Origin of the sequence: Azospirillum baldaniorum, assembly GCF_003119195.2 — a bacterium.
In the GTDB taxonomy this organism is placed as follows: domain Bacteria; phylum Pseudomonadota; class Alphaproteobacteria; order Azospirillales; family Azospirillaceae; genus Azospirillum; species Azospirillum baldaniorum.
In genome coordinates, this window is the sequence record NZ_CP022260.1 from 466,847 (window position 1) to 478,805 (window position 11,959).

Below are 11,959 nucleotides of genomic sequence, written 5' to 3' on the forward strand. Positions count from 1 at the left end.
GCCCCCTTACTGCGTCAGCGCCTTGGAGAAGGACGGGTCGATCAGCGCCGCGACCGCCCCCTTCACGTCCACGTCGGCGCCCAGCACGCCGCTCTCCTGAAGGGCGAGGCCGGCCTGGAGGATGGTGTCGGCCTGCTCCGCGCCGATGGCGCTGTGGCTGAGGTCGGTGCGTTCCAACTGGCGGGCGGCCACCGGCTCCGACAGTTTCGCCGCGGTGGCGATGGTCGTCTTCAGCTCCGCCGGGTTGGCGAGCGCGTGGGCGCGGGCCTTCTCATAGGCGCGCAGGACGCGGGCGACCAACTCCGGCTGCTGTGTGGCGAACTCCTCCCGCACGTTCAGCACGCCCCAGCTGTTGGCGGCGGCGTTGCGGTAGAACAGCGTGGCGCCGTTGTCGATCTCCGCCTGGGCCATCAGCGGGTCGAGCCCCGCCCAGGCGTCCACATCGCCCTTCTCCAGCGCCAAGCGGCCGTCCTGGTGCTGCAGCAGGACCAGCTTGATGTCCTTGTCGATCAGCTTGTGCCGGGCGAGCGTGCGGACCAGGAAGATGTGCGGGTCGGTGCCGCGGGTGACGGCGACGCGCTTGCCCTTCAGGTCCTCGACCTTCGTGATGGCGCTGTTCGGGCCGGTGACCAGGGCGGTCCATTCCGGCTTTGAATAGACGTAGACCGATTTGATGGGATTGCCGTTGATCCGCGCGATCAGCGCCGCCGCCCCGGCGGTCGAGCCGAAATCCAGGCTCCCGGCGTTCAGGAATTCCAACGCCTTGTTGGAACCGAGGCTGAGCACCCAGCGCACGGCGATCCCGTCCTTCTTCAGATCCTCCTCCAGCCAGCCCTTTTCCTTCAGCACGAGGCTGACCGGGTTGTAGTAGGCGTAGTCGAGGCGGATCTCCGTCACCCTGTCGGCGGCGCGGGCGGCGCCCGGCAGAAGGCTGGACAGGGCGGCGGCGAACAGGGCGCCGAGCACGGCGCGACGCGGGAACAGGCTCGTCACGGTCGAAATTCTCCCCAGGGATTTGATGTTGTTGTGAGAGGTTTGCTCAGGGTCCGACGGGCCGGTCGCCCAGCACGGTGGCGCGGTGCATCAGGCGGCTGTGCGGCAGATAGTCGTTCACCGCGTAATGCTGGGTGGAGCGGTTGTCCCACAGCACGAGGTCGTCGGCCTTCCACCGCCAGCGCACGGTGAATTCCGGGCGGCTGATGTGGTCGAACAGCAGGTCGAGGATGGCCGCGCTCTCGCGGTCGCTCAGCCCGACGATGCGCGCGGTGAAGTTTTCGTTCACGAACAGCGCCTTGGCGCCGCTCACCGGATGGACGCGGACCACCGGGTGGGTCACCGGCGGGTGGCGGTCGCGGGCCGCGCGCCAGCGGGCGTGCGTCTCCGGATCGCCGCTGTGCCGCCATTCGGGAAAGGATTTGGTGAAGTCGTGCAGCGCGGTCAGCGGGTCGAGCAGGCGGCGCAGCGGTTCCGACAGGCCGTTGTAGGCGGCGATGTTGCTGGCCCACACGGTGTCGCCGCCGTTGGGCGGGATTCGCTTGCCCGACAGCGCCACGATGGCCGGCGGCGTCTCGATGCAGGTCACGTCGGTGTGCCAGACGTCGTTGTCCGTCACGTTGTGCGGCCCGGTGTCGAGCACCATGATCTCCGGCTGCTCGGGCACGTTGGGATAGACGGGGTGGACGTGCAGGCTGCCGAAGCGGGCGGCGAAGGCGCGCTGCGCCGCGGGCGTCAGGGGCTGGTTCTCGAAGAACAGCACCTGATGGGTGACCAGAGCGCGCTCCAGCGCGGCTGCCTCCGCGTCGCTCAGCGGATGGGTGAGGTCCAGCCCCTCCACCCGCGCGCCGATGGCCGGGCTGACGGGTGTGATGGACAGGCTGGGCAGAGACATGTCGGGCATGGCGGTTCCCCGGATGGCAAAGATGGGAGAGGAGGAATCAGGCGTCGGGCGGCACCGGCTCCACCGCCGGCAGGCGGGCCAGCGCCTTCAGCGTGTCCTCAGCGACCCCGAAATTGCGGACGTAGGAGGTGGCGGCGTTGCGGTGGGGCTGGAAATCCCAGGGCGTGTGGTGCCCGGTCAGCAGCACCTTGTGGACGAACAGCCGCCGGTTCTGGCTCTCGATCACCGCCCGGCGCAGAGCCGGCGCGTTCCAGCGCCGGGCGACGGATGCGGACAGATCGGCCTCGATGGCGGCGAGATCGCGCGCGCCGGCGCGGTTGACCAGCTCCTTCGGGTCGGCCTCCAGATCGTAGAGCTGCGGCGGGTCGCCGTCGCAGGCGATGTATTTGTAGCGGCCGCGCCGCACCATGAAGGCGGGGTTCAGCGTCCCTTCCCCCAGATACTCCGCGAAGATGGTGCGGCCGGCGCCGCGCGCCGAACCGGCCAGCAGGGGCAGCAGGCTTTCGCCGTCGAACGGGTCGACCGGCAGCGGCGCCCGGCCGTCGAGCAGGTCGAGGATGGTGGGGAACAGATCGACGTGCGACACCGGGGCCGACACCCGGCGCGCCGCCCAGCGTCCCGGAGCGTGCACCAGCAGCGGCACGCGGGACGACCATTCGAAGAAGGTCATCTTGTACCACATGCCCCGCTCGCCCAGCATCTCGCCATGGTCGCCGGTGAAGACGATGATGGTGTCTTCGGCCAGCCCGGCCCGCTCCAGCGCGGTCAGCAGGCGCCCAACCAGCTCGTCCACATAGCTGATGGAGCCGTAATAGGCGTGGCGGGCGGTGCGCACCCGCTCCTCCGTCAGGTCGTAGCGGTGCAGCCCGTCCATGTAGTGGAGCCGCCGGCTGTGCGGATCGAGCCGCTCCGGGGGGATGGGCGGCACCGAGGGCAGGTCGATCGCCGCGTGATCGTAGAGGTCCCAGTGCTCCGGCAGGCAGTTGAAGGGGTCGTGCGGGTGGGTGAAGGACACCGCCAGGAGGAAGGGCGCCTCGTCCGCCGTGCGGCCGTAATCGTAGATCTTCTGCACCGCCTGATGCGCAGTCTCCTCGTCGAAGTCGATCTGCAGGCTGCGGTGGCAGGGGCCGGCCTCGACCACGCTCGCCATGTGATGAGACCAGTCGTAGGCCAGCGCCCCGTTCCCCCAATCGGGCGTCCAGCCGAAATCGGCGGGATAGACGTCGGTGGTCAGCCGCTCCTCGAAGCCGTGGAGTTGGTCGGCGCCGACAAAATGCATCTTGCCCGACAGGCAGGTGCGGTAGCCGGCGGCGCGGGCGTAATGCACGAAGGTCGGCACGGAGGAGGCGAACTCCGCCGCGTTGTCGAAGGCGCCGATGGCCGAGGGCAGCCGCCCCGACAGCAGCGCGAAGCGCGACGGCGCGCAGAGCGGGTAGTTGCAGTAGGCGTTGTCGAACACGACGCCTTCCGCGGCCAACCGCGACAGGTTCGGCGTCTTGACCACCGGATGACCGTGGAAGGGCAGGGCGGGGGCCGCCATCTGGTCGGCCATGATGAACAGGATGTTGGGGGGCCGCGACACGGCGAAAGCACTCCGGTTCGGGAAAGCGTCAGGTCTTGCCCTTCCAGGGCACCAGCCAGGATTCCAGCAGGCGCATCCCGTAGGAGAAGGCGAAGGCCCAGGCGGCGATGATGCCGATGCCGACGAACACCACGTCGGTGGCCAGGAAATGCGAGGCGGACATGATCATGAAGCCGATGCCGCGCGTCGCCGCGATCAGCTCCGCGGCGACCAGCGTGCTCCAGCCGACGCCGATGGCGATGCGCAGGCCGGTCAGGATCTCCGGCAGGGCGCTGGGCAGCACGATGGCGCGGAAGAGCTGCCAGCGCGTGGCCCCCAGCGACAGCGCAGCGTTCACCCGCTCGATGGGCAGCGACCGCACGCCGGCCTGCGCCGACAGGCAGATCGGTGCGAACATCGCCAGCGTCAGCAGGGCGATCTTTGACACTTCCCCGATGCCCAGCCAGATGATCATCAGCGGCAGATAGGCCAGCGGCGGCAGCGGCCAGTAGAACTCGATGGGCGTGTCGAGGATGCCCTTGGCCCAGCGGTTCAGCCCCATCGCCAGCCCCAGCGGAATGCCCAGCGACGCCGCGATCAGTGCCGCGGCGAGAATGCGCAGCAGGCTGGCCGACACATGCTCCCCAAGCGTGGCGCCGGCGTAGCCGTCCTCCAGGATGGCGAGGAACTGGGCGACCACCTCCCCCGGTGCCGGCAGGAACAGCGGCGTCACCAGCCGGTAATGCGACACCAGAAACCATGCGGCGATCAACAGGAGGCCGGTGACCGCGCTGATCGGACCGGTCCGCGCGCCGTCCAGCCCGAAAGGCCGCAGGGCGACGGTCCGGGGCCGGGCGGCGGGGACCGCGAGGGGTTCGGTGGTCGTGCGGGCGGCGTCGGTCATTGCAGCGTCTCCCCGCGGTGGACCGTCGCGTGATGCGGACGGTGAACGAGATCGCGGATGCGGTTGTGCAGGTCCCCGAACTCCGGGTCGGACAGGATGGCGCGCACGTCCCGCTCGGCGGCGAAGCGCCGGACGAAATCCAGATCGAAGCGGGCGACGATCCGGCCGGGGCGCGGCGACATCACCACCACCGTCGTGCCGAGGAACAGCGCCTCCTCGATGGAGTGGGTGATGAAGAAGATGCGCTTGCCGGTGCGCGCCCAGACGTCGACCAGCAGCTCCTGCATCTGCTCCCGGGTCAGGCTGTCGAGCGCGCCAAACGGCTCGTCCATCAGCAGGATCTTCGGGTCGGTGGCCAGCGCGCGGGCGATGCCGACGCGCTGGCGCATGCCGCCGGACAGCTCGTGTGGGGCGGCCTTGGCGAAGCCCTCCAGCCCGACGAGGCGCAGCAGCTCAGCGGCACGGTCCCGCCGCTCCCGCACTGGAAGACCGGCGAAATCCAGGCCGAGCGCCACATTGTCCAGCACGCTCTTCCAGGGCAGCAGCGTGTCCTTCTGGAACACCACGCCGCGGTCGGCGCCGGGGCGCTCCACCGGCTGCCCGTCCAGCGTGATGCTGCCGTCCGACAGGGGAAGGAAGCCGGCGATGGCGTTCAGCAGCGTGGACTTGCCGCAGCCCGACGCGCCGAGCGCGACGACGATGCTGTTGGCGTCGATGTCCAGCGATGCGCGGTCCAGCGCGTGGATCGCCCCGCCGTCACGGCCTGGAAAGAACACGCTGGCGTTCTGCACCCGGAGCATGGCGCACCTCCCGTCCGGTTGCGGTTCAGGGCAGAGCCTTGACGTAATCCGCCGTGACGAAGCCGCCGTAGCTGGGCAGCACGGTGCTGACCTTCTTCTGCTCCTTCAGGAATTCAGCGGTTTCCTTCAGGATGCGGGCGGTGCCGCTGCTCTCGCCGCCGTCCAGCCAGTCCTTGCTGGCCTGCTGCTTGGCCGGGATCAGCGACAGGTTGTTCAGCGCCGCCGCCTGATCGGGCGGCGTGCCGCCGAGAAGCCCGGCCAGCGTCTTGGCGTTCGGTGATTCCGGCCCCCAGGCGGCCTTGTCGTCGCGGAAGGAGACGCTGTAGCGCTCCACCACCCCGGCGAAGCTCTTCAGGAAGGCCGGGTTCTCCTTGGCGAAGGCGGCGGTGGCGACCCAGGCGGTGAAGGTCGGGGCGCCGCGGTCGGCGACCTGCCGGGAGGTTAGCAGAACCTTGCCGGTCTTCTTCAACTCGGTCAGCGCCGGGTCCCAGACGAAGGCACCGTCCAGGTCGCCGCGGTTCCAGGCCGCGACGATGTCGGGCTGCGGAATGGCGAAGACCTGGGCGTCGCGCTCGCTCAGCTTTTCCTGCTTCAGCACGGCGAGGAGCTGGTAATGGTCGGTCGAGACCGGGGCGGCGGCCAGCTTCTTGCCCTTCAGGTCGGCGGGCGTCTCGATTCCGGAGCCGTTGCGGACCACCAGCGCCTCGTCGGTGCCGGAAGCGCTGGCGAGGTAGAAGGCCTTCACGTCCAGGCCGCGGCTGACCGCGGCGGCGAAGGGGCTTGAGCCGACATAGCCGACCTGGACGTCGCCCGACGCGATGGCGGCGAAGATGTCGGCGCCCGAATTGAACTTGCGGAAATCGATCTCGGCGCCGGTCGCCTTGGCGAAGTCCCCGTTGGCGATGGCCACCGACGACGGCAGCGCGTCGGTCTGGTAGGCGACGACGACCTTGCCGGCGGCTTCGGCGGAGACCGGCGCCAGGGTGGCCAGCGCGAGCAGGGCGATGGAAGGCAGGAACTGCTTCATGGTGGCTTATCTCCCCCGTCTTCACCCGGCGGCGCGGTCGTCCGCCGGTGAGGAAACTCTACATATCAAGAAGGGAAATAATCAACATCCAAGCTCATAGATGTGTATTATTTTTCAATAAGCAACAAATATAACTTGTCAAATTTAATCGGGATGACGCGACGCCGATTTCCCTTCAGGACGGAAGGCGGCGTCAACCCGCGCGGTACACGCCTTCGGACACGAAGGCGGTCAGCGGACGGCGACCGTTCGGGGTTTCCTGCAGTTGGAATTCCTCAGCCAGCGCATCGACCGGCCCCTGACGCCCAACGGCGATGAGGATGTCCACGGCGATCCCCTCCGGCACGCCGAGCACGTTGCCTGCCGCGGCACGGTCGAATCCACCGATGGCGCGGGTGTGCCAACCGGCCAGGAACAGTTGGTGCGCGAGGTTGGCCCATGCCGCTCCGGTGTCGAAGGAATGGGTGTGGTTCGGCGATCCGTCGTCGTAGGTCGTCTTGGAGAGAACCGCGATCAGGGCCGACGCCTTGTCCGCCCACAGCCGGTTTCGTTCGTTCAGCAGGCCGAAGACGGCCGCCCACGACGAGGACTGGCGTTTGCTGTGGATGAAGCGCCAGGGCTGGGCGTTGCGGGCGGATGGCGCCCAGCGCGCCGCCTCGAAACCCTGCTCCAGAATGGTGTCGGGGATTTCCTCCCCGGTGTAGGCCCGTGGCGACCAGCGGTTCACGAACAACGGATCGATGTCGTGGTCGGGACGGCGGTGTTCACGGACGGGCATGGGTCTCTTCTCCGGCGGAACGGCGACGGTGCACGGATGGGAAAATCGGATTTCCCGGTTTCCCAAACCGTGACCGACAGCCACACAAATTTTTCGTTCTTCCCAAGTCGGGCAAACCGGGGCTCCTCTCAGAACGCCCTGTCCTCGCCGAAGGTGACCCGGTGGAGCAGGCGGTACTCGGTGTAGTCGGTCACCGCGTAATGAACGGTGGCGCGGTTGTCCCAGATCGCCACGTCGCCGTTCCGCCAGCGCCAGCGCGCCTGGGCTTCGGGCTTCTCGAACAGCCCGAACAGGAAGGTCAGCAGCGCGTCGCTCTGCTGGCGCGACAGACCGCGGATGCGCAGGGTGAAGTTCGGGCTGACATAGACCAGCTTGCGGCCCGTGACCGGATGGGTCTGGACGACCTTGTGCACCACCGGCAGATGCTCGGCGCGGGCCTGACGGTACAGGTCTTCCCCGTTGGGCTGGGTGCGGAACCACTCGGGCCAGCCGCTGTGCTCGATGCTGTGCACCGCCTCCAGCGTTTCCAGATAGGCCCGCAAGGCCGGGTCGAGGCGGTCGTAGACGTAGGTTCCGCTGGCCCAGGCGGTGTCGCCGCCGACGGACGGCACGTCGCGCGCGTGCAGGACCGTGCCGGTGGGCGGGTTGGCGGAAAATGTAATATCGGCATGCCATTGATCGGTGCCGTACCCCGGCTGCCCCGGCGTGAACTCGATCAGTTCGACGAGCCGGTTCGAGTCGTGGCGCTTGAAATAGGCTTTGGCCTTGTCGGGATCGCCGAAAATCCGGGCGACATCGACCTGCTGCTCCGGGGTCAGCGTCTGGCCGCGGAAGAACAGCACGCCATACTCGGCCAGCGCCCGGCGCAGGTCGGCACGGACCTCCTCGCCGGTGGTCTCCCCGAGGTCGATTCCGTCAACCACGGCACCGATGAAGGGGTTGTAGGGCGTCAGCGTGAAGCGGCGGAAGCCGTCGGCATGAGGGGTCTTCGTCGTCATCGGATCGTCCTTCGGCCAAGGCAGCGGAGCGGAGCGCCCGCTCGGATAAGGCTACTTATCAGCTAGGCAAATCAGGCCATGATCGTTGATATGGATCAATCGACAAAACTGATTTCGCGTTTTTGTAAAAAATTACACTTTGCAATCGCCCATAACGCGAGGGCGTATTGACATTCGAACGTGTTAAATGAAATACGGACATCCACATTCCTAATAGGGAAATGGGCCGATCCGGGAACCGGCAACGCACAGCCAAGCCAGTGCCCCTGAATCCCATACCTCCGATCCCAAAAACCCCAGCATGAAGCGAGGTATCGACCATGGCCGTTTCCAGATTTGTCGCCTTGGCCGTCGCGGCCGCCATCGGCCTCGGGCTGGCCGGAACCGCCACCACCTCAGCCGCCGCCGACGATTTGCGCATCGCCGCGCAGCCCTTTCCCCTCTATGCGCCCCTGTTCGTCGCCAAGCAGAAGAAGTGGCTGGACGAGGAGCTGGCCAAGGTGGCGCCGAACGCCGCCGTCAAATGGTCGCTCTTCCCCGCTGGTCCGCCGATCAACGAATCCTTCGCCGCCGGCCAGCAGGATGTTGGCTTCGTCGGCGACACCCCGGCGTTGGTCGGCAAGGCGGCGGGGCTGGACACCAGCGCCATCGCCCTGACCTCGGATGGCCCGAAGAGCCTGGCGGTCGTCGTCGGCGGCGACTCCCCCATCGCCTCGCCCAAGGAGCTGAAGGGCAGGAAGGTGGCGGTGACCAAGGGGTCCTATGCCCACCATCTGCTGGCGCTTGTGCTTGAGCAGGGCGGCCTGACGCTCAACGACGTCGAGCTGATCAACCTGCCGGTGGCGGAGATCCCGCCGGCCATCGTCGCCGGCACCATCGACGCCGGAGCGGTGTGGGAGCCGATCCTGACCCGCTTCGAATCGCAGAAGGCGGTCCGCGTGCTGGCCGACGGCACCGGCATCAAGAAGGGCCTGCTGCTGATCGTCGCCGACAACGGCTTCCTCAAGAACCGGCCCGAGCAGGCGAAGGCGCTGCTGACGGCGTACAAGCGCGCCTCTGAGTTCATCACCGCCAATCCCAAGGAGGCCGCCGAACTCATCAGCAGCGACGTCAATCTGGCGCCCGACCTGCTGGTTCAGGTTCTGCAGCGGATGAACTACGACCCGGCCATCCACGACGACGACGTGGCCGAGGTCAAGAAGACCGAACAATTCATGCGTGCCCACGGCCTGATCAAGACGGCGGTGGACGTGGACGCCTTCTTCAACCGCAAGCCGGCGGACGAGGCGGGGCTGAAATGAGCGCCGGACTGGCTTCCGATGCGCGCTCCGCGCAGCGGGCCGGGCTGACGGCGGGGGCGAAAACGGGAGCTCTGCGCTCCCGCCTGGGCGCGCTGGCCGGCGTCCTGCCGGGCGTCCTGGGGCGGGCGGCGCTGTATGTGGCGCTTCCCGTGGCGCTGCTGGCGGCGTGGCAGGCGGCGTTCGCGCTGGGCTACATCCGCCCCATCCTGCTGCCGCCGCCGACCAGGGTGGGCAAGGCCTTCGTCGATCTGGCGGCCAGCGGCGACCTGTTCCGCCACCTGGGCGTCAGCCTGCTGCGCGTTCTGGAGGGGTTCGCCATCGCCGCGCTGGTCGGCCTGCCGCTGGGCATCGGAATCGGCCTGTCGCGGACGCTGGACCGGCTGACCGACCTGATCATCCAATTGACCAAGCCCATCCCGCCCATCGCCTGGATTCCGCTGGCCATCCTGTGGTTCGGCATCGGCGAGGCGGGGAAGGTCTACATCATCTTCCTCGGCGCCATCTTCCCCATCCTCGTCAACACCATCGACGGCAACCGCCAGACCGACCACCGCCATGTCGAGCTGGCGCGCGTGCTGGAGGTGACGCGCCGCCGCTTCATTCTCCAGGTCGTCCTGCCGGGGGCGCTGCCGAACATCATGACCGGCCTGCGCGTCGGGCTGATGGTGGCCTGGATCTGCGTGGTCGCCGCCGAGCTGATCGCCGCCTCGTCGGGCCTCGGCTACCTCATCATGGACGCCCGGCAGATGAGCCAGACCGATCAGGTTCTGGTGGGCATGATCACCATCGGTGCCATGGGCAAGCTGCTCGACGTCGTGCTGCGCGCCGCCGAACGCCGCCTGATCACCTGGAAAACCACCTTCTCGGGGAGCTGACCGCCATGGTTGCTACCGCTGCCCGCATGGCGGGCACCGACCGGGCCGCTGAACGGGCCGCCGACCGCGCCGCCAGCCTGCGCATCGGCCCGCTGTCCAAGACCTTCACGCTGAAGACCGGCCCGCTCAGGACCGAAGCGGTCCAGGCGCTCAGCGACATCCGGCTCGACGTTCCGGGCGGGAGCTTCGTCAGCATCGTCGGCAGTTCCGGCTGCGGCAAGAGCACGCTTCTGCGCATCATCGCCGGGCTGGAGACCAGCTATGACGGGTCCGTCACGCTCGACGGGCGGCCCATCGGCGGTCCCGGCCTCGACCGCGGGGTGATCTTCCAGGAGCACCGCTTGCTGCCCTGGCTGACGGTCGAGCAGAACATCGCCTTCGGACTGAAGAACCTGCCCAAGGCGGCGGTCGCCCGGCGGGTGCGGGAGCATCTGGAACTGGTCGGGCTGGAGGGCTTCGCCAAGGCCCACCCGCACCAGCTCTCGGGCGGCATGGCCCAGCGCGTGGCCATTGCCCGCGCGCTCGTCAACCAGCCGCGGGTGCTGCTGCTGGACGAGCCGTTCGGCGCGCTGGACGCCCTGACCCGGATCCAGATGCAGCAGGAGATCCTGCGCATCTGGGAGGCGCAGCGCACCACCATGATCCTGGTCACCCACGACATCGACGAGGCCGTCTACCTCGGCGACGAGGTGGTGGTCATGTCGTCGCGCCCCGGCACCATCCGCAAGAGGCTCCCGGTCCGGCTGCCGCGCCCGCGCGACCGGTCGAGCCCCGACTTCATCGCTTTGCGCAAGGAAATCCACCGCGAGTTCTTTACCGCGGCGGAGCTTCCGTTCGCCTACGAAATCTAATGGCGAAATTTGAGGGGACCATCATGAGCTTCTACCGCGACTTCCACGACAAGACGGCCATCGCCGACTGGAGCCGCCGCGAGCGCCCAAGCTACGACAGCATCGCGGTGCGCCCGCTGTCGCCCATCCTGGGGGCCGAGGTCGAGGGCGTGGACCTGTCCAGGCCGCTGAGCGACGCGCAGTTGGCCGACATCCGCAAGGCCATCGCCGACCATCTGGTGCTGGTGTTCCGCGACCAGGAGATCACCGCGGAGGACCACAAGCGCTTCGCCCGCCATTTCGGCACGCTGCACCGCCATGTGCTGGGGGGCGCGCGGCAATTGTCGTCGAACGACCACGATCCGGAGATTCTGGCTTGGCGCACCGGACCCGAAGCCCGCTACACCGCCGGCGACGCGTGGCATTCCGACGTGACCTGCGATCCCGAACCCATCTGGGGCTCCTTCCTGCGAGTCACCAAACAGCCGGAGATTGGTGGCGACACCGCCTTCGCCAACATGTATCTCGCCTATGATTCGCTGTCGGAGAAGGTCAAGGCGCTGCTCGACGGCCTGACCGCCGTCCATGACGGGGGCAAGGCCTGGACGGCGGGCTATGGCGCAACGCCGCAGCCGGGCCAGACCTTTCCGTCCACCGAGCATCCGGTGGTGGCGCGCCATCATCTGACCGGGCGCAAGTACCTGTTCGTCAACGAGGCCTTCACCAGCCACATCGTCCAACTCACCCGCAGCGAGAGCGACGCCATCCTGGGCCTGCTGTTCCGCCACATCGAAAAGAACCTGGCCTTCCAGACGCGCATCCACTGGCGCCCCAACTCCCTGGTCTTCTGGGACAACTGGGCCACCCAGCACCACGCCGTCTGGGACTACTACCCGCATGAACGGTGGGGCGAGCGCGCCTCGGCCTTCATCGGCTCGGCACCGCAGCCCTGACTTCCCTGACTCCAGGGGCGCGCCCGTACCGCCCG

The 11,959-nt window shown here is 67.9% G+C and carries 12 protein-coding genes; 4 read left to right on the forward strand and 8 right to left on the reverse strand.

Translation table 11 applies throughout. The annotated features are described in order from the left end of the window. Nucleotides 1-6: 6 nt before the first annotated feature. The 8 genes from Sp245p_RS28690 to Sp245p_RS28725 form a co-directional block, all read right to left on the reverse strand. Entirely contained in the window at nucleotides 7-993 is a 987-nt protein-coding gene (locus Sp245p_RS28690; RefSeq protein ID WP_014242375.1) for an aliphatic sulfonate ABC transporter substrate-binding protein, read from the reverse strand. 46 nt (nucleotides 994-1,039) lie between these two features. Further along, nucleotides 1,040-1,897, reverse strand: a complete 858-nt coding sequence (gene tauD, locus Sp245p_RS28695; protein ID WP_014242376.1) for a taurine dioxygenase — start codon at nucleotides 1,895-1,897, stop codon at nucleotides 1,040-1,042. A gap of 37 nt (nucleotides 1,898-1,934) precedes the next feature. After that, a complete protein-coding gene (gene betC, locus Sp245p_RS28700; RefSeq protein ID WP_014242377.1) occupies nucleotides 1,935-3,479 on the reverse strand; it encodes a choline-sulfatase in 1,545 nt (514 codons plus the stop codon). Between the two features lie 28 nt (nucleotides 3,480-3,507). Then, complete coding sequence (locus Sp245p_RS28705) at nucleotides 3,508-4,362, reverse strand: ABC transporter permease subunit (protein WP_014242378.1); 855 nt, start codon at nucleotides 4,360-4,362, stop codon at nucleotides 3,508-3,510. Then, entirely contained in the window at nucleotides 4,359-5,162 is an 804-nt protein-coding gene (locus tag Sp245p_RS28710) for a taurine ABC transporter ATP-binding protein (protein ID WP_041813226.1), read from the reverse strand. The genes Sp245p_RS28705 and Sp245p_RS28710 overlap by 4 nt, the downstream gene beginning before the upstream one ends. A gap of 25 nt (nucleotides 5,163-5,187) precedes the next feature. Next, nucleotides 5,188-6,189 carry a taurine ABC transporter substrate-binding protein gene (gene tauA, locus Sp245p_RS28715; RefSeq protein WP_014242379.1) on the reverse strand — a complete coding sequence of 334 codons (1,002 nt, stop codon included), beginning with the start codon at nucleotides 6,187-6,189 and terminating at the stop codon, nucleotides 5,188-5,190. 193 nt (nucleotides 6,190-6,382) lie between these two features. Then, nucleotides 6,383-6,967: a nitroreductase family protein gene (locus tag Sp245p_RS28720; protein WP_014242380.1), complete on the reverse strand. Its 585-nt coding sequence runs from the start codon at nucleotides 6,965-6,967 to the stop codon at nucleotides 6,383-6,385. A 128-nt stretch (nucleotides 6,968-7,095) separates the two neighbouring features. After that, nucleotides 7,096-7,965, reverse strand: a complete 870-nt coding sequence (locus Sp245p_RS28725; RefSeq protein WP_014242381.1) for a TauD/TfdA dioxygenase family protein — start codon at nucleotides 7,963-7,965, stop codon at nucleotides 7,096-7,098. A 320-nt stretch (nucleotides 7,966-8,285) separates the two neighbouring features. On the opposite strand from Sp245p_RS28725, the gene Sp245p_RS28730 reads away from it, so the two are divergent. The 4 genes from Sp245p_RS28730 to Sp245p_RS28745 are packed head-to-tail and all read left to right on the forward strand — an operon-like array spanning nucleotide 8,286 to nucleotide 11,924. Further along, nucleotides 8,286-9,266: an aliphatic sulfonate ABC transporter substrate-binding protein gene (locus Sp245p_RS28730; protein WP_014242382.1), complete on the forward strand. Its 981-nt coding sequence runs from the start codon at nucleotides 8,286-8,288 to the stop codon at nucleotides 9,264-9,266. Continuing rightward, nucleotides 9,263-10,141, forward strand: a complete 879-nt coding sequence (locus Sp245p_RS28735; protein ID WP_014242383.1) for an ABC transporter permease — start codon at nucleotides 9,263-9,265, stop codon at nucleotides 10,139-10,141. The genes Sp245p_RS28730 and Sp245p_RS28735 overlap by 4 nt, the downstream gene beginning before the upstream one ends. Nucleotides 10,142-10,167: 26 nt before the next feature. Further along, nucleotides 10,168-10,992 carry an ABC transporter ATP-binding protein gene (locus tag Sp245p_RS28740; RefSeq protein ID WP_088123945.1) on the forward strand — a complete coding sequence of 275 codons (825 nt, stop codon included), beginning with the start codon at nucleotides 10,168-10,170 and terminating at the stop codon, nucleotides 10,990-10,992. Between the two features lie 23 nt (nucleotides 10,993-11,015). Further along, complete coding sequence (locus Sp245p_RS28745) at nucleotides 11,016-11,924, forward strand: TauD/TfdA dioxygenase family protein (protein WP_014242384.1); 909 nt, start codon at nucleotides 11,016-11,018, stop codon at nucleotides 11,922-11,924. Nucleotides 11,925-11,959: the final 35 nt, after the last annotated feature.